This window comes from Ketobacter alkanivorans (assembly GCF_002863865.1).
In the GTDB taxonomy this organism is placed as follows: Bacteria; Pseudomonadota; Gammaproteobacteria; order Pseudomonadales; family Ketobacteraceae; genus Ketobacter; species Ketobacter alkanivorans.
The window spans coordinates 1,478,475-1,496,972 of the sequence record NZ_CP022684.1 but is presented as its reverse complement, the minus strand read 5'-3'; the positions used below and the strand labels follow the sequence as shown (position 1 = coordinate 1,496,972).

Here is an 18,498-nt window from a genome sequence, read left to right as displayed (position 1 = left end):
CGCTGGCGTAGCTCAGTTGGTAGAGCAGCTGACTTGTAATCAGCCGGTCGGGGGTTCGACTCCTCTCGCCAGCTCCAATTTAGTATGTGTTTGTCGGCTTCCACTAGTTGGAAGTTCTGGAGGGGTTCCCGAGTGGTCAAAGGGATCAGACTGTAAATCTGACGGCTCAGCCTTCGCAGGTTCAAATCCTGCCCCCTCCACCATTTTCAAGCGGCAGTAATACCGAGTGCAGTACGCCGCAAGCCAGGCGCTGTTAAGCAGGGTCCGGCGGGCATAGTTCAATGGTAGAACCTCAGCCTTCCAAGCTGATGATGCGGGTTCGATCCCCGCTGCCCGCTCCATCTGGTGAAGTTTTTAGCTCATATAGCTCAGTCGGTAGAGCACTTCCTTGGTAAGGAAGAGGTCACCGGTTCAAATCCGGTTATGAGCTCCAGAATTTGCGGGTTGGTGTTGTGCCTTCCCGTTTTTTGTGTGTAATAAAGAAACCTCAAAGGTACAGGCCAGGAGAAGGGTCAATGTCAAAGGAAAAATTTGAACGAAGCAAACCGCACGTAAACGTAGGCACCATTGGTCACGTAGATCATGGTAAAACCACTTTGACGGCTGCCTTGACCCGTGTGTGTTCCGAAATCTGGGGTGGTGCTGCGGTTGCATTTGACGGTATCGATAAAGCGCCAGAAGAAAAAGCGCGTGGTATCACCATCTCTACTTCACACGTAGAGTATGAGTCCCCGACTCGCCACTACGCGCACGTAGACTGCCCTGGGCACGCTGACTATGTTAAGAACATGATCACCGGTGCTGCACAGATGGACGGCGCAATCCTGGTATGTTCCGCTGCTGACGGCCCGATGCCTCAGACTCGTGAGCACATCCTGTTGTCTCGTCAGGTAGGCGTGCCTTATATTGTTGTGTTCCTGAACAAAGCCGACATGGTTGACGATGAAGAGCTTCTGGAGCTGGTTGAGATGGAAGTTCGCGAACTTCTGGACCAATACGACTTCCCAGGTGACGACACGCCAATCATCAAAGGTTCTGCTTTGAAAGCACTGGAAGGTGATACTTCCGACATCGGCATGCCGTCTGTGCAGAAGCTGGTTGAAACTCTGGATGAATACATCCCAGAGCCAGTGCGTGCTATTGATCAGCCCTTCCTGATGCCTATCGAAGACGTATTCTCCATCTCCGGTCGTGGTACCGTGGTGACTGGTCGTGTTGAGCGCGGCATCATCAAAGTAGGTGAAGAGATCGAAATCGTTGGTGTTAAAGATACCACCAAGACCACCTGTACTGGCGTAGAGATGTTCCGCAAGCTGCTGGACGAAGGTCGTGCTGGTGAGAACGTTGGTGTTCTGCTGCGTGGAACCAAGCGTGACGAAGTTGAGCGTGGCCAGGTGTTGTGTAAGCCAGGCGCGATCAAGCCGCACACTCGCTTCGAAGCAGAAGTGTACGTGCTGAGCAAAGACGAGGGTGGCCGTCATACGCCGTTCTTCAAAGGCTATCGTCCCCAGTTCTACTTCCGTACAACCGACATCACTGGCGCGTGTGAGCTGCCAGAGGGTGTGGAGATGGTTATGCCTGGCGACAACATCAAGATGGACGTAACATTGATTGCGCCTATCGCGATGGAAGAAGGCCTGCGCTTTGCGATCCGTGAAGGCGGTCGTACTGTTGGCGCTGGCGTTGTTGCCAAAATTGTTGAATAACCCCTAGTCAAACAGAGTTGGGCCGAGTATTATCCTCGGCCCAGTTGTATTTGTAAGAAAACAGAATTAGGCCAGTAGTTCAATTGGTAGAGCACCGGTCTCCAAAACCGGGTGTTGGGGGTTCGAGTCCCTCCTGGCCTGCCAAATTCGAGCAATTTTCCCTGAGCGCAGTGAATGTGGTCAGGGTGGTGCGGTTAGCCCATATGACAACAAGCACAGAGCAAACCCAGTCATCTCCGGCGGAAGCCTTTAAATGGTTGGTTGTGGCGGCGATTATTGCTGCTGCAGTAATTGGTAATGCCTATTATGATGATCAGCCCCTGTTATACAGGGTGGCTGGTGTTGTTGTTATGGGTATTTTTGCTGCGTTGGTGGCATCTTTTACTGTTAAGGGGCGCGCCTTTATAGCGCTGCTGCAGGATGCGCGTGCTGAAGTGCGGCGTGTTGTGTGGCCTACCAAGCAGGAGACAGGCCAGACGACTGGTGTTGTTGTGCTCGTGGTGGCGTTTATGGCTCTCCTGTTGTGGGGGCTTGATGCGTTGCTGGGCACTGTCATTTCCAGTGTAATTGGTTAAAAAGCAAGAGGTTGCAGATGGCAAAGCGTTGGTACGTGGTACACGCCTACTCAGGCTTTGAAAAGCATGTTAAGCGATCTCTCACGGAGCGTGTCAAACTGGCTGAAATGGAAGATCAGTTTGGTGAGATTCTCGTGCCCACTGAAGAAGTGGTGGAAATGAGGGGTGGTCAAAAGCGCAAGAGTGAGCGTAAGTTCTTTCCCGGCTATGTGTTGGTTCAGATGGAGATGAACGATGCATCTTGGCACTTGGTTAAAGATTGTCCCAAGGTTATGGGGTTTATTGGTGGTACGGCGGACAAGCCTGCTCCCATTAGTGACCGAGAGGCTGAGGCTATCCTGCAGCGTGTCGAAGACGGCGTAGAGAAGCCAAAACCCAAGACGTTGTTCGAGCCTGGCGAAGTGGTTCGCGTCGTAGATGGTCCTTTTGCCGACTTTAATGGTGTGGTAGAAGAAGTGAATTATGAGAAGAGCCGTTTGCACGTGGCTGTTCTGATTTTTGGCCGGTCTACGCCAGTGGAGTTAGAATTCGGCCAAGTAGAAAAAGGCTAAAATTTTTTCGACCCCTGTTCTGGCGTGGTTAGAGCGGGGATTTTTACTTTTTACGGGGAGCCCTGCGGCGTTTGAACCCGAGGAGTAGGTGAAATGGCAAAGAAAATACAAGCTTACATCAAGCTTCAAGTTAAAGCGGGTCAAGCAAACCCAAGTCCACCGGTTGGTCCAGCGCTGGGTCAGCACGGTGTAAACATCATGGAATTCTGTAAGGCGTTTAATGCCCAGACTCAAGCGCCAGCGTTTGAGCCAGGTATGCCGATTCCAGTAGTGATCACAGTTTACAGTGATCGCTCTTTCACTTTTATTACCAAGACTCCACCTGCCGCTATTTTGCTGCTTAAGAAAGCAGGCGTTAAAAAAGGCAGCGGTGTGCCCAACAAAGATAAAGTGGGCAAGGTCACCCGTGCACAGCTCGAAGAGATCGCAACTATTAAGATGCCTGATCTGACAGCTGCTGATATGGATGCTGCGGTGCGTACCATTGCTGGTTCTGCTCGCAGCATGGGTCTAGAAGTGGAGGGTGTGTAATATGGCAAAGCTGACCAAGAGACAAAAAGCCATTCGAGAAAAAGTCGATGGCGCAAAACAGTATGATGTTCTTGAAGCGGTTTCTCTGCTGTCTGAGCTGTCTACCGTTAAATTCAAAGAAAGCATTGATGTGGCAGTGAACTTGGGTGTTGACCCTCGTAAGTCTGACCAGGTTGTGCGTGGTGCAAGCGTGCTGCCTAACGGCACAGGTAAAACTGTGCGTGTTGCTGTTTTCACTCAGGGCGCGGCCGCCGAGGCAGCAACTGCTGCTGGTGCAGATTTGGTTGGAATGGATGACCTGGCTGAACAGATTCAGAAAGGTAATCTCGATTTTGACGTGGTCATTGCATCTCCGGACGCGATGCGTGTTGTTGGTAAGCTGGGTCAGATTCTCGGCCCTCGCGGCTTGATGCCGAACCCTAAGACCGGAACAGTCACGCCTGATGTTGCGACGGCAGTGAAAAATGCTAAAGCTGGTCAGGTTCGATACCGTACTGACAAAGCAGGTATCATTCACTGCTCAGTTGGTCAGGTAGGCTTTGAGCCAAGCGCGATCAAGCAAAACATAGAAGCATTGATGGGTGATCTTAAAAAAGCCAAGCCATCCAGTGCAAAAGGTGTATACATCAAGCGCATTACTCTGTCCTCTACCATGGGGCCAGGTGTGTCGATTGATCAGGCTAGCCTGGAAATCTAAGGCTGCCATACAAGCTTTGAGCCCTCTTGCCTTGCGTAAGAGGCGCGTCAAAGACCGCAGGCGCGGTTCATTATATAAGTAGTTAATTAATCGCTTAAACCTGCCTGCGCAGACGCGGTGGTTCAAGATTCAGTTGCTCTGAGTCGGGCACCGCGACCCCCGAAAAGAAATTGGAGGGGGAAACGTAACTTAGCGAAAGAGAGGTGTTTAGTGGCACTTAAGCTAGAAGACAAAAAGGCAATTGTTGCCGAAGTCAACGAAGCCGCTTCTGGTGCTCTGTCCGCTGTTATTGCTGACTATCGTGGTTTGACTGTTTCGCAAATGACTGAATTGCGTAAACAGGCCCGAGAGCAGGGTGTGTATCTGAAAGTAGTCAGAAACACACTTGCGCGTATCGCGGTTGAAGGTACTGAGTTTGAGTGCCTGAAGGAAACCCTGGTCGGCCCGACTATCCTTGCGTTGTCAATCGAAGATCCGGGTGCTGCAGCACGCATGATCAAAGATTACGCCAAGGACAACGACAAGTTGGAAGTAAAAGCGTTAGCGGTTGGTGGTGTTCTTTATGGCGCCAATGAAATCGACCGTCTGGCCAAGCTCCCAACTCGCGATCAAGCCCTTGGTATGCTCGCTGGGGTACTGCAAGCTCCTGTTACGAAGTTTGCTCGTACACTCAACGATGTTCCAGGCAAAATCGCCCGTGTGGTCGCAGCGGTCAAAGACCAAAAAGCAGCTTAATTTTGAAATTAACATTGAATTAATACACTCTGGAGTATTGAACCATGGCTCTGTCCAACGAAGAAATTTTGAACGCTATTGCTGAAATGAGCGTTATGGATCTGGTTGAACTGGTTTCAGCTATTGAAGAAAAATTCGGCGTATCTGCTGCTGCACCTGTTGCAGTTGCTGCCGCTGCAGCTCCTGCTGCCGCTGCTGAAGAGCAAACTGAATTTGACGTAATCCTGGCCTCTTTCGGTGAAAACAAGGTTGGCGTTATCAAAGCTATCCGTGGTATCACCGGTCTGGGCTTGAAAGAAGCTAAGGAATTGGTTGAAGGCGCACCTAAAGCAGTTAAGGAAGGCGCATCCAAAGACGAAGCAGAGAAAATCAAGAAAGATCTGGAAGAAGCTGGCGCTAAAGTCGAACTTAAGTAACAGCTTGGCAAATCTGCGTAGATCTACGCAATTTGCTGTCGGGCTGGTGGCTGTGTGCCACCGGCCTTTTGACGTTTTTATACAATCGTTCGCAGAACGTGATTTCAGGTCGTGTTGACTGCAGTACAGCAAGGCCGAAATTGAAAGGCTGTCCAGCTATGTAAGAGGCAGTTTTTCGGATATGACCCCGCACGGGATATAACGCGAAGTTTAAACTTCGATAAAGCGAAATTTTTTAATTTTGCAGAGTGACAAGCTGAGGAACTCAGATGGCATATTCTTTCACCGAAAAGAAAAGAATCCGTAAGGACTTCGGTAAACTCACTGACGCGATGGAAGTGCCGTATCTACTGGCCATCCAATTGGATTCTTATCGAAAATTTTTACAACTCGATAACAAGTCAGATGAGCGTATCGACGAAGGCCTGCAAGCGGCCTTTAAATCCGTATTTCCAATAGCAAGCTATTCCGGAAATGCAGCGCTTGAGTACGTAGATTACGCGCTGGGTACTCCAGTGTTTGATGTGCAAGAATGTCAAATGCGCGGCGCAACTTATTCAGCGCCATTGCGCGTGAAGATCCGTCTGATCATTTATGACAAGGAATCGTCCAACAAAGCCATCAAAGACATCAAAGAGCAAGAAGTCTACATGGGTGAGATTCCGTTGATGACGGAAAACGGTACGTTTGTAATCAACGGTACCGAGCGAGTTATCGTATCCCAGTTGCACCGCTCTCCTGGTGTATTCTTTGATCACGATCGTGGTAAAACCCACTCCTCAGGAAAGCTGCTTTACTCTGCGCGAATCATTCCTTATCGCGGTTCTTGGTTGGATTTTGAATTTGACCCGAAAGACCTTGTCTTTGTGCGAATCGATCGTCGCCGCAAGCTGCCAGCAACTATTTTGCTGCGTGCGTTGGGTTATGAAAACGAAGAAATGCTGGAGATGTTCTTCGACACCAACACCGTTATATTGGAAGGCGGCGAGTTTAAGCTCCGCCTAATACCTGAGCGTCTGCGTGGCGAGACAGCCATGTTTGACATCAAAGCCGGTGATGAAGTTGTTGTTGAGGAAGGGCGTCGTATTACCGCACGCCATATTCGTCAGCTGGAAAAAGCAAATATCGAGTGGATGGCGGTTCCAAAGGAATATTTGGAAGGTCGTGTTATCGCACGCAATATTATAGACAAGTCCACAGGTGAGCTGATTTGTGACTGTAATGCTGAGATTACAGTCGGTTTGCTGGATTCATTGGCCGAGGCCGGTGTAACCGAGTTCGAGACTCTGTACATAAACGAACTCGATCGCGGACCTTTCGTTTCGGATACCTTGCGTTCAGATTCAACAACCAACCAGTTGGAAGCCTTGGTTGAAATCTATCGAATGATGCGCCCTGGTGAGCCACCAACAAAAGATGCAGCGGAAAGCTTGTTCAAGAATTTGTTCTTCGCTGCCGAGCGCTACGATCTTTCAGCCGTGGGTCGTATGAAGTTCAATCGTCGCCTGGGTCGCGAAGAGATTCTGGGTGAGGGTACTCTGTCCCGTGAAGACATCGTTGATGTATTGAAATGTCTGGTTGAGATTCGCAATGGTAACGGCGTGGTTGATGATATCGATCACCTGGGTAACCGTCGTGTTCGTTGTGTTGGCGAGATGGCTGAAAACCAGTTCCGCGTTGGTCTGGTTCGTGTTGAGCGTGCCGTTAAAGAGCGTCTGTCCTTGGCAGAGAGCGAAGGCTTGATGCCGCAGGACTTGATTAATGCCAAGCCGGTTGCTGCTGCGATCAAAGAATTCTTTGGTTCCAGCCAGCTTTCCCAGTTTATGGATCAGAACAACCCGCTGTCGGAAATCACCCATAAGCGCCGCGTATCTGCGTTAGGGCCAGGCGGTCTGACCCGAGAGCGTGCGGGCTTTGAGGTTCGTGACGTACATCCGACGCATTATGGGCGCGTGTGTCCTATCGAAACGCCTGAAGGTCCAAACATCGGCTTGATTAACTCGTTAGCTACCTTTGCTCGTGCGAACGACTATGGGTTCCTGGAGAGCCCCTATCGACGTGTTACCAACGGTAAGGTAACCGATGAGGTTATCTATCTGTCGGCTATCGAGGAAGGCGAGTACGTCATTGCTCAGGCGAATGCCGAGGTAGACGAAGGCGGTAACCTGGTTGAAGACCTGGTACCGGTTCGTCACCGTAATGAATTCACGGTAACTACCGCTGAAAATGTCACCCTGATGGACGTATCTCCGCGCCAAGTAGTGTCAATTGCGGCGTCTTTGATACCGTTCCTTGAGCACGATGATGCTAACCGTGCATTGATGGGGTCGAACATGCAACGTCAGGCGGTGCCGACGCTGCGGGCTGAAAAGCCACTGGTTGGTACCGGCATGGAGAGCATTGTTGCTCGTGATTCTGGTGTATGTCAGGTCGCCCGTCGCGGTGGCTTGGTTGATCGCGTCGATGCTGCTCGTATCGTGGTTCGAGCACATGAAGAAGAGATTGCCGAAGAGGGGGATGCAGGTGTAGATATCTACAATCTCACCAAGTACACCCGTTCTAACCAGAATACCTGCATCAACCAGCGTCCTTTGGTGAAAGTGGGTGATGTGATTGCCCGCGGTGATATTCTTGCGGATGGCCCTTCTGTGGACATGGGTGAGTTAGCGCTAGGTCAGAACATGCGCGTCGCCTTCATGCCTTGGAATGGTTACAACTTCGAGGATTCTATTCTTATATCCGAGCGGGTTGTTCAGGAAGATCGATTCACCACTATTCACATTCAGGAGCTGACCTGTGTTGCTCGTGATACCAAACTTGGGCCGGAAGAGATTACTTCTGATATTCCAAATGTTGGTGAAGCAGCGCTGGGCAAGCTGGATGAGTCCGGCATCGTTCATATCGGTGCAGAAGTAGGTCCTGGCGACATTCTGGTGGGTAAGGTCACTCCGAAGGGTGAAACCCAACTAACGCCGGAAGAAAAGCTTCTGCGTGCCATCTTCGGTGAGAAAGCCTCAGACGTCAAAGATACCTCACTGCGCGTGCCCTCAAGCACCAAAGGCACCGTTATAGATGTTCAGGTGTTTACGCGTGATGGCGTCGAAAAAGATCAACGGGCTATCGATATCGAGAATGCAGAGATCGATAAATTCCGTAAGGATCTGAATGATGAGTTCCGAATCATTCAAGGCGCAACACTGGGCCGTTTGCGTAAACTGCTCGAGGGCGAAAAAGCCGTGGCTGCAGGCGCTGGCCTGAAGAAAGGCGACACTATCACTGCCGAAGTGCTTGATTCTCTGGAGCCTGCGCAGTGGTTCGATCTTCGTCCTACTTCTGATCAATTGGCGGAGCAGCTGGAAAGCAGTAAAGGTTATTTGGAAGATGTTCGTTCTGAGCAAGAGAAAAAACTTGCTGAGAAAAAACGCAAAATCTCCAGTGGTGACGACCTTGCTCATGGCGTGCTGAAAATAGTTAAGGTGCATCTGGCCGTTAAGCGCCGTATTCAGCCTGGTGATAAGATGGCTGGGCGTCACGGTAACAAGGGTGTTATCTCCGTGATTATGCCGGTAGAAGATATGCCATACGACGCCAACGGTGAGCCGGTCGATGTGGTGTTGAACCCGCTGGGTGTACCTTCCCGAATGAACGTGGGCCAGATTCTTGAGACTCACTTGGGAATGGCGGCACACGGTCTCGGTAAGCGTATTGAGGCAATGCTGAAGGCCAAAGAAGAAACTGCAAAATTGCGTGACTTCCTCGGCAAGGTCTATAACGAAATCGGAGAAAAGTCAGAAGAGCTGGATAGCTTCACTGATGAAGAAATCGTTGAGTTGAGCAGCAATTTGACTCGCGGTGTGCCAATGGCAACCCGAGTGTTCGATGGTGCAAAAGAGCATGAGATCAAAGGCATGCTTGAGCTGGCTGGCATCTCTGAAAGCGGGCAGATGAAGCTTCACGATGGCCGTACAGGTCTGCAGTTTGATGGATCTGTTACCGTTGGTTATATGTACATGCTGAAGTTGAACCATTTGGTTGACGACAAAATGCACGCACGTTCAACGGGTTCTTACAGTCTCGTTACTCAGCAGCCGCTGGGTGGTAAAGCCCAGTTTGGTGGTCAGCGTTTCGGAGAGATGGAGGTGTGGGCGCTGGAAGCATACGGTGCAGCTTACACCCTGCAAGAGATGTTGACTGTCAAATCGGACGATGTAAACGGGCGTACTCGCATCTACAAAAACATTGTAGATGGCGATCACCGTATGGATCCGGGGATGCCCGAATCGTTTAACGTACTGGTGAAAGAGATTCGCTCGCTCGGTATCGATATTGAGCTTGAAAACGAGTAACACGACTAAGACATGGTGGGCTATTTAGCCCACCCTACTGGCTCCGAGTGGAGGAATTTCAGTGAAAGATTTACTGAACCTGCTAAAAGCACAGGGACAAGACGCAGAATTCGATCGTATTCGTATCGCATTGGCGTCCCCAGAAATGATTCGCGCTTGGTCTTTTGGTGAAGTTAAAAAGCCTGAGACCATCAACTACCGTACGTTCAAGCCTGAGCGCGATGGTTTGTTTTGCGCGCGAATCTTTGGTCCTATCAAGGATTACGAATGCTTGTGTGGTAAGTACAAGCGTTTAAAGCACCGTGGTGTGATATGTGAGAAGTGTGGCGTCGAAGTGACGCTGTCTAAAGTGCGTCGTGATCGTATGGGGCACATTGAGCTGGCTAGCCCGGTTGCTCATATATGGTTTTTGAAATCGCTGCCGTCCCGTATTGGTTTGTTGCTGGATATGACTCTGCGCGACATCGAGCGCGTACTGTATTTTGAGTCATTTGTAGTAACTGATCCTGGTACTACCACTCTTGAGCGTGGTCAGATGCTGACGGATGAGCAATATTACGAAGCGCTGGAAGAGTTCGGAGACGAATTTGATGCCAGCATGGGTGCTGAAGCAGTTCAGAAGTTGCTGTTGGACATGGATCTGCAGCAGGAAATCCGTGAATTGCGTGAAGAGCTGCCCAACGTTAACTCCGAGACCAAGATCAAAAAGATCACCAAGCGTCTGAAGTTGATGGAAGCATTCCAAGAGTCCGGCAATGATCCTACTTGGATGATTCTGAGTGTGCTGCCAGTGTTGCCGCCAGATCTTCGTCCTCTGGTGCCTCTGGATGGCGGTCGTTTTGCGACCTCCGACCTGAATGATTTGTATCGTCGGGTAATTAACCGTAATAACCGTCTCAAGCGTCTGCTGGACTTGAATGCGCCTGACATTATCGTGCGCAACGAGAAGCGCATGCTGCAGGAAGCAGTTGATGCTCTGCTTGATAACGGTCGTCGTGGTCGTGCGATCACTGGTTCCAACAAGCGTCCTTTGAAGTCTTTGGCTGATATGATCAAAGGTAAGCAGGGTCGTTTCCGTCAGAACCTGCTGGGTAAGCGTGTTGATTATTCCGGTCGATCGGTAATCGTGGTAGGACCTACCCTAAAACTGCATGAGTGCGGTCTACCCAAGAAAATGGCTCTTGAGCTATTTAAGCCTTTTATCTTTGCCAAATTGGAAGCTCGCGGCCTTGCGACAACCATAAAAGCGGCCAAGAAAATGGTTGAGCGCGAAACCGCAGAAGTATGGGATATCCTTGCTGAAGTTATTCGCGAGCATCCCGTTATGCTGAACCGTGCACCAACTCTGCACCGTTTGGGCATTCAGGCATTTGAACCTCAACTGATTGAGGGTAAGGCTATCCAGCTTCATCCGCTGGTGTGTGTGGCTTATAACGCCGACTTCGACGGTGACCAGATGGCGGTACACGTACCGCTTACTTTGGAAGCTCAGCTGGAAGCACGTGCGCTGATGATGTCCACCAATAACATCCTGTCTCCAGCGAATGGTGAGCCAATCATCGTTCCTACCCAGGACGTTGTATTGGGGCTCTATTACATCAGCCGTGAGCGTATTAACGCCAAAGGCGAAGGCATGGTGTTTGCGGATACCAAAGAAGTGTCTCGCGCCTTGGTTAACAGCGCTGTCACCGTCCACACCCGCATTAAAGTGCGTGTTACCGAGACCGTTAAGCAAGAAGATGGCAGCCTTGAAACGCGCACCTTTATAGCTGATACCACAGCGGGTCGTTGTATGTTGTGGGATGTGCTTCCTTCAGGATTGCCGTTTGAGTTGATCAACCAGAACATGACCAAGAAAACGGTATCGCGGCTGATTAATGCCTGCTACCGCCGCTTGGGGATCAAGTCTACAGTAATTTTTGCAGATAAATTGATGTACCTAGGTTTCCATCAGGCGACCTTGTCTGGCTCATCTGTTGGCATCAACGACATGATGATTCCTGAGGAAAAAGCTCGCATCATATCTGAAGCTGAAGACGAAGTGCGTGAGATCGAAGACCAGTTTGCCTCCGGTCTGGTTACCCAGGGCGAGCGGTACAACAAGGTTATCGATATTTGGTCTCGTACCAACGATATGGTAGCCAAAGCCATGATGGAGCGCCTCTCAGTTGATACGGTTATCGACCGTGATGGCAATGAAGTTCCACAGAAGTCCTTCAACTCTATCTTTATCATGGCCGATTCCGGCGCGAGGGGCTCGCAAGCCCAGATTCGTCAGTTGGCGGGTATGCGTGGTCTGATGGCGAAGCCGGACGGCTCTATCATCGAGACGCCTATTACCGCTAACTTCCGTGAGGGTTTGAACGTACTTCAGTACTTTATTTCGACTCACGGTGCTCGTAAAGGTCTTGCCGATACAGCACTCAAAACAGCGAACTCAGGATACCTAACTCGTCGCTTGGTTGATGTGGCCCAGGATCTGGTAGTAACTGAAGACGATTGCGGAACCGACCAAGGCATTATCATGACGCCTCTGATTGAAGGCGGCGATGTAGTTGAGCCCTTGGGTGAGCGCGTATTGGGTCGTGTTGTTGCGCAGGACTTGTATAAGCCCGGCACCGAAGAGCTATTGGCTCCAGCCGGTACGCTGATTGATGAGAAATGGGTTGAGATGCTGGAAGCCGAGGCGGTTGACGAGGTTATCTGTCGCTCTCCAATCGCATGTGACACCCGTTACGGTGTGTGTCGAGCCTGTTATGGTCGCGATCTGGCTCGAGGCCATTTGGTTAACATCGGTGAAGCGGTAGGTGTTATTGCCGCTCAGTCGATCGGTGAGCCTGGTACTCAGCTCACCATGCGTACCTTCCACATCGGTGGTGCGGCATCGCGAAGCTCTGCGGTGAGCAACGTGCAGGTTAAAAACCAGGGTACTGTTCGACTGCACAACATCAAGTATGTAGAGCAGGAGAATGGAAACCTCGTAACGGTATCCCGTTCAGCGGAACTGGCTATTGCCGATGCGAAGGGGCGTGAGCGTGAGCGCTACAAAATCCCATACGGGTCTGTAGTGTCAGTTAAGGATGGTGCATCCGTTGATGCGGGCCAGGTTATCGCGCAGTGGGATCCTCACACTCACCCGGTTATTACCGAGTCGGCTGGTCGAGTGAGCTTTGCTGATTTCGACGAAGGTCTCTCCGTTAAGCAAACAACGGACGATCTCACAGGTCTGACCAATTACGAGATTTTGGACGCGAAAGACCGTCCTGCATCTGGCAAAGACAAGCGACCTGTTGTTCGCCTGGTAGGTGAAGACAATGAGCTGGTCACTATGCCTGGCAGTGACATTCCTGTTCAATATTACCTGCCTGCAGGTTCTATAGTTCAGTTAGAGAATGGCTCTAAGGTGGGTGTCGGTGACGTTGTTGCCCGTATCCCGCAGGAAAGCTCGAAAACTCGCGACATCACCGGTGGTTTGCCTCGTGTTGCCGACCTGTTCGAAGCCAGAAAGCCGAAAGAGTCTTCCATCTTGGCAGAAAAGACCGGTGTAGTTTCATTCGGTAAGGAAACCAAGGGTAAAGTCCGACTGATGATTACCCCTGACGACAGCGGAGACGTCTACGAAGAGTTGATTCCCAAGTGGCGTCAGCTGAACATCTTCGAAGGCGAGCGTGTTGAGCAAGGCGAAGTAATTTCCGATGGCCCATCCAATCCGCACGATATATTGCGTTTGAAGGGTGTTAACGCTGTTGCAAGTTACATCGTAAATGAAGTTCAGGACGTTTATCGACTCCAGGGCGTAGGCATCAACGACAAGCATATTGAAGTTATCGTGCGTCAGATGCTGCGTAAGGTCATCATTACCGATTCCAACGATTCCTCGTTCATTAAGGGGGAGCAGGCGGAGTTGGCCCGGGTGCTGGATGAAAATGAAGTGCTGGATAAAGAAAGTAAGTTCGGTGCCAAGTACGATAGAGAATTGCTGGGTATCACCAAGGCGTCTCTGTCGACGGAATCGTTCATTTCAGCAGCCTCTTTCCAGGAGACAACTCGTGTCTTGACCGAAGCCGCAGTGACCGGAAAGATCGACGATCTGCGCGGTCTGAAGGAAAACGTTGTGGTGGGTCGTCTGATACCGGCCGGTACCGGTTTTGCGTACCACGCCGAGCGACGTCGTCAGCGCGAGCAAGCTGATGTGTTGCAAGTGCCTGAATTCACAGCAGATGATGCTGAACAGGCGCTGAGCGAAGCATTAAACTCGCCGGAGGAGTAGTCAAATCAGGGTGCTGGTACTGTAAGGAAAAGTCCCTTGCAGTACCAGTTACTTGACTTGTAGGCAAAGCGCTCTTAGAATCTCGCATCCCTGAAAAAGGGTTGACGGGATTTTTTGCTTTAAAAGAATGAGGTGGCTCTATGAGAAACCTCGAAAAATCATTGGAGAAACAGCTACATGGCAACCATTAACCAATTGGTGCGTAAGCCACGTCAGCGTAAGGTAGCAAAAAGCGACGTTCCCGCGTTGCAAGCCTGCCCTCAACGTCGTGGTGTATGTACTCGCGTTTACACAACCACCCCTAAGAAGCCTAACTCGGCTTTGCGTAAGGTGGCTCGTGTGCGTTTGACCAACGGTTACGAAGTAACTTCGTATATCGGTGGTGAAGGTCACAACCTGCAAGAACACAGCGTAATCCTAATTCGCGGCGGTCGTGTAAAAGACCTGCCTGGTGTGCGTTACCACACTGTTCGCGGTACCCTGGATACAGCTGGTGTTTCGGATCGTAAACAGGGTCGTTCCAAATACGGAGCCAAGCGACCTAAAGCTTAATAGCAGCCGAGTGTTCATTCGGCTGTCACTTAACCCGCCTAACCTAGTGGCGGGAGTAAGGCCAAGCCAATGTCTTGGAATAACCTGAAATAGGAAAAGAAATCATGCCAAGAAGACGAGTCGTCGCAAAACGCGAAATTCTTCCTGATCCTAAGTTCCAAAGCCAGATCCTGGCTAAGTTCATTAACCATGTGATGGAAAGCGGTAAGAAATCTGTAGCAGAGCGCATCGTGTATGGTGCTCTGGCCAAGGTTGCCGAAAAGACCAATCAAGATCCCGTTGAGGCGTTCGAAAAAGCGTTAGACGCTTTGCGTCCCATGGTTGAGGTTAAATCCCGCCGAGTAGGCGGTGCTACTTACCAGGTGCCTGTTGAAGTGCGCCCGAATCGTCGTACTGCGCTGGCTATGCGCTGGATGGTAGATGCAGCTCGTAAGCGTGGTGAAAAGTCCATGCCGCTGCGTCTCGCTGGCGAAATCCTCGACGCAATTGAAGGTAAGGGTTCAGCTGTTAAGAAGCGTGAAGACGTTCACCGTATGGCGGAAGCCAACAAAGCGTTCTCTCACTATCGTTTCTAAGATACGTAACCCTTTTATAAACTGGATAATCTGAGGATAAGACAGTGGCACGTCAAACCCCTATCTCTCGATACCGTAATATCGGTATCTGTGCTCACGTAGATGCTGGTAAAACCACCACTACTGAGCGCGTACTGTTCTACACAGGTGTTTCTCACAAAATTGGTGAGGTACATGACGGCGCGGCGACCATGGACTGGATGGAGCAAGAGCAGGAGCGTGGTATAACCATCACGTCTGCAGCGACCACCTGTTTTTGGGAAGGTATGGATCGTCAGTTCGATAAATACCGCATCAATATCATTGATACCCCTGGGCACGTTGACTTCACTATTGAAGTAGAGCGATCTCTGCGCGTTCTGGACGGCGCAGTTGTTGTATTCTGTGGTTCATCAGGTGTGCAGCCGCAGTCTGAAACGGTATGGCGTCAGGCTGATCGCTATGGTGTTCCCCGCATAGTGTTTGTTAATAAAATGGATCGCGCCGGTGCTGACTTCCTTAAAGTTGTTAAGCAAATCAAGACTCGCTTGAATGCGCGTCCAGTGCCGATTCATATGAATATCGGCGCGGAAGACGAATTCAAAGGTATTGTCGACCTGCTTCGCATGAAGGCAATCTACTGGAACGAAAGCGATCAAGGCATGACGTATGATCTGGCTGATATACCAGCTGATCTGGTCGATACGTGTAATGATCTGCGTGAGCAAATGGTTGAGTCTGCCGCTGAAGCTTCCGAAGAGCTGATGGAAAAATACCTGGAAGAAGGTGACCTGAGCTTGGAAGATATCAAGCTTGGCTTGCGTACCCAGGTGTTGAACAACGAAATCGTTCTTGCTCTGTGTGGTTCAGCCTTTAAAAACAAAGGCGTGCAGGCCATGCTGGATGCGGTGATTGAGTTCCTGCCTGCTCCTAACGAAGTGCCTAACATCAAAGGTATTACTGATAAGGGTGAAGAGGAAGACCGTCCGTCTTCGGATGAGGCTCCTTTCTCGGCGCTGGCATTTAAAATTGCCACTGATCCGTTTGTTGGTAACTTGACGTTCTTCCGCGTTTATTCCGGTGTTTTGAACTCCGGTGACTCAGTGATGAACTCTGTTAAAGAGCGAAAAGAGCGTGTTGGTCGTATCTTGCAGATGCATGCCAACTCTCGTGAAGAGCTCAAAGAAGTGCGCGCAGGCGACATAGCTGCTGCTGTTGGTCTTAAAGATATTACTACTGGTGATACTCTGTGTGACCTCAAGAGCGTGATCGTGCTTGAGCGAATGGAGTTCCCGGATCCGGTAATCTCTGTTGCTGTAGAGCCGAAGTCTAAAGCTGATCAGGAAAAAATGGGGTTGGCGCTTGGTCGTTTGGCACAGGAAGATCCTTCTTTCCGGGTTAAAACTGACGAAGAAAGCGGTCAGACTATTATTTCCGGCATGGGTGAGCTGCACCTTGATATTATCGTTGACCGTATGCGTCGCGAATTCAAGGTGGAAGCGAATATCGGTAAGCCTCAGGTGGCCTATCGTGAAACCATCCGTAAAGCGGTGGACATCGAAGGTAAGTATGTCAAGCAGTCTGGTGGTCGTGGTCAGTATGGTCACGTAAAAGTGAAGATTGAGCCTATTCCAGATATGGAAGAGGACTTCATTTTCGAGGAAACCATTCATGGCGGTAGCGTACCCAAAGAATACTTTGCTGCTATCGAGAAAGGCTGTCGTCAACAGTTGGAGTCAGGTGTAATTGCTGGCTATCCGATGTTGGGCGTAAAGGTCAATCTATACGATGGTTCTTATCATGAAGTTGACTCGAACGAAAATGCTTTCCGCATGGCTGGCGCTATGGCTGTCAAGAAAGGTTGTATGGAAGCAAGCCCCGTTCTTCTTGAGCCGATCATGAAGGTGGAAGTTGTCACCCCAGAAGATTACATGGGTGATGTAATGGGTGACTTGAACCGTCGTCGCGGTATCCTGCAAGGCATGGATGAAGCAAATGGCGTTCGACTGGTTAATGCTGAAGTGCCTCTGTCCGAGATGTTTGGTTATGCAACTGATTTGCGTGGTATGTCTCAAGGTCGTGCGACCTTTACCATGGAATTCGTTAAGTATGCAGAAGCGCCTAACAACATAGCAGAAGCCATCATCAAAAAAGGTTAATTGGTTTTAAGATCATTTATTGAGGTAAATTAAAGTGTCAAAGGAAAAATTTGAACGAAGCAAACCGCACGTAAACGTAGGCACCATTGGTCACGTAGATCATGGTAAAACCACTTTGACGGCTGCCTTGACCCGTGTGTGTTCCGAAATCTGGGGTGGTGCTGCGGTTGCATTTGACGGTATCGATAAAGCGCCAGAAGAAAAAGCGCGTGGTATCACCATCTCTACTTCACACGTAGAGTATGAGTCCCCGACTCGCCACTACGCACACGTAGACTGCCCTGGGCACGCTGACTATGTTAAGAACATGATCACCGGTGCTGCGCAGATGGACGGCGCAATCCTGGTATGTTCCGCTGCTGACGGCCCGATGCCTCAGACTCGTGAGCATATCCTGTTGTCTCGTCAGGTAGGCGTACCTTATATTGTTGTGTTCCTGAACAAAGCCGACATGGTTGACGATGAAGAGCTTCTGGAGCTGGTTGAGATGGAAGTTCGCGAACTTCTGGATCAATACGACTTCCCAGGTGACGACACGCCCATCATCAAAGGTTCTGCTTTGAAAGCGCTGGAAGGTGATACTTCCGACATCGGCATGCCGTCTGTGCAGAAACTGGTTGAAACTCTGGATGAATACATCCCAGAGCCAGTGCGTGCTATTGATCAGCCCTTCCTGATGCCTATCGAAGACGTATTCTCCATCTCCGGTCGTGGTACCGTGGTGACTGGTCGTGTTGAGCGCGGCATCATCAAAGTAGGTGAAGAGATCGAAATCGTTGGTGTTAAAGATACCACCAAGACCACCTGTACTGGTGTAGAGATGTTCCGCAAGCTGCTGGACGAAGGTCGTGCTGGTGAGAATGTTGGTGTTCTGCTGCGTGGAACCAAGCGTGACGAAGTTGAGCGTGGCCAGGTGTTGTGTAAGCCCGGCGCGATCAAGCCGCACACTCGCTTCGAAGCAGAAGTGTACGTGCTGAGCAAAGACGAAGGTGGCCGTCACACGCCGTTCTTCAAAGGCTATCGTCCCCAGTTCTACTTCCGTACAACCGACATCACTGGCGCGTGTGAGCTGCCAGAGGGTGTGGAGATGGTTATGCCTGGCGACAACATCAAGATGGACGTAACATTGATTGCGCCTATCGCGATGGAAGAAGGCCTGCGCTTTGCGATCCGTGAAGGCGGTCGTACTGTTGGCGCTGGCGTTGTTGCCAAAATTGTTGAATAAAGATGTTGTAATTCGGCGTTAAGCTGGGTTATATTATCGCGCCCCGCTAGTGTGGGGCGCGAGATTCACAGCCTAGGCATTGTTCTAGGCACGAAGCCAAAAAGATCCGTTTCCTTAACCTATATAGGTAAAGGAGGCAGGGATTTTTTGCTGTTTATTTGTTGAGATTTCTGGAGTTCCC

At 50.4% G+C, this 18,498-nt stretch carries 13 protein-coding genes and 5 tRNA genes; all 18 read left to right on the top strand.

Features of this window, described 5'->3' with window-relative positions; all coding sequences use genetic code 11:
* Position 1: 1 nt before the first annotated feature.
* The 18 genes from Kalk_RS06440 to tuf (Kalk_RS06355) all read left to right on the top strand — a co-directional run bounded on the left by Kalk_RS06440 (position 2) and on the right by tuf (Kalk_RS06355) (position 18,317).
* Positions 2-77 (top strand) — tRNA-Thr (locus Kalk_RS06440).
* A 41-nt stretch (positions 78-118) separates the two neighbouring features.
* A tRNA-Tyr gene (locus Kalk_RS06435) sits at positions 119-203 on the top strand.
* A 64-nt stretch (positions 204-267) separates the two neighbouring features.
* Positions 268-341 (top strand) — tRNA-Gly (locus Kalk_RS06430).
* Positions 342-357: 16 nt separating this feature from the next.
* A tRNA-Thr gene (locus tag Kalk_RS06425) sits at positions 358-433 on the top strand.
* Between the two features lie 82 nt (positions 434-515).
* Complete coding sequence (tuf, locus tag Kalk_RS06420; RefSeq protein WP_101893403.1) at positions 516-1,706, top strand: elongation factor Tu; 1,191 nt, start codon at positions 516-518, stop codon at positions 1,704-1,706.
* A 68-nt stretch (positions 1,707-1,774) separates the two neighbouring features.
* Positions 1,775-1,850, top strand: a tRNA-Trp gene (locus tag Kalk_RS06415).
* Between the two features lie 59 nt (positions 1,851-1,909).
* A complete protein-coding gene (secE, locus tag Kalk_RS06410; protein WP_101893414.1) occupies positions 1,910-2,281 on the top strand; it encodes a preprotein translocase subunit SecE in 372 nt (123 codons plus the stop codon).
* A 17-nt stretch (positions 2,282-2,298) separates the two neighbouring features.
* Positions 2,299-2,832, top strand: a complete 534-nt coding sequence (nusG, locus tag Kalk_RS06405) for a transcription termination/antitermination protein NusG (RefSeq protein ID WP_101893413.1) — start codon at positions 2,299-2,301, stop codon at positions 2,830-2,832.
* 93 nt (positions 2,833-2,925) lie between these two features.
* Complete coding sequence (rplK, locus tag Kalk_RS06400; RefSeq protein WP_101893412.1) at positions 2,926-3,363, top strand: 50S ribosomal protein L11; 438 nt, start codon at positions 2,926-2,928, stop codon at positions 3,361-3,363.
* A 1-nt stretch (position 3,364) separates the two neighbouring features.
* Positions 3,365-4,060 (top strand): 50S ribosomal protein L1, encoded by a 696-nt coding sequence (rplA, locus tag Kalk_RS06395; protein ID WP_101893411.1) that lies wholly within the window; start codon positions 3,365-3,367, stop codon positions 4,058-4,060.
* 210 nt (positions 4,061-4,270) lie between these two features.
* Positions 4,271-4,795, top strand: a complete 525-nt coding sequence (gene rplJ / locus Kalk_RS06390) for a 50S ribosomal protein L10 (protein WP_101893410.1) — start codon at positions 4,271-4,273, stop codon at positions 4,793-4,795.
* A gap of 44 nt (positions 4,796-4,839) precedes the next feature.
* On the top strand, positions 4,840-5,211 hold the full coding sequence (gene rplL / locus Kalk_RS06385; RefSeq protein WP_101893409.1) for a 50S ribosomal protein L7/L12: 372 nt from the start codon (positions 4,840-4,842) through the stop codon (positions 5,209-5,211).
* A 269-nt stretch (positions 5,212-5,480) separates the two neighbouring features.
* A complete protein-coding gene (gene rpoB / locus Kalk_RS06380; RefSeq protein WP_101893408.1) occupies positions 5,481-9,557 on the top strand; it encodes a DNA-directed RNA polymerase subunit beta in 4,077 nt (1,358 codons plus the stop codon).
* A gap of 61 nt (positions 9,558-9,618) precedes the next feature.
* The gene (rpoC, locus tag Kalk_RS06375; RefSeq protein WP_101893407.1) at positions 9,619-13,827 is read left to right on the top strand and encodes a DNA-directed RNA polymerase subunit beta'; all 4,209 of its coding nucleotides are present in this window, start codon (positions 9,619-9,621) and stop codon (positions 13,825-13,827) included.
* 177 nt (positions 13,828-14,004) lie between these two features.
* Positions 14,005-14,379 carry a 30S ribosomal protein S12 gene (gene rpsL / locus Kalk_RS06370; RefSeq protein ID WP_101893406.1) on the top strand — a complete coding sequence of 125 codons (375 nt, stop codon included), beginning with the start codon at positions 14,005-14,007 and terminating at the stop codon, positions 14,377-14,379.
* 104 nt (positions 14,380-14,483) lie between these two features.
* Positions 14,484-14,954 (top strand): 30S ribosomal protein S7, encoded by a 471-nt coding sequence (rpsG, locus tag Kalk_RS06365; protein WP_101893405.1) that lies wholly within the window; start codon positions 14,484-14,486, stop codon positions 14,952-14,954.
* A gap of 44 nt (positions 14,955-14,998) precedes the next feature.
* Entirely contained in the window at positions 14,999-17,092 is a 2,094-nt protein-coding gene (gene fusA, locus Kalk_RS06360) for an elongation factor G (protein ID WP_101893404.1), read from the top strand.
* 34 nt (positions 17,093-17,126) lie between these two features.
* Positions 17,127-18,317 carry an elongation factor Tu gene (gene tuf, locus Kalk_RS06355; RefSeq protein WP_101893403.1) on the top strand — a complete coding sequence of 397 codons (1,191 nt, stop codon included), beginning with the start codon at positions 17,127-17,129 and terminating at the stop codon, positions 18,315-18,317.
* Positions 18,318-18,498: the final 181 nt, after the last annotated feature.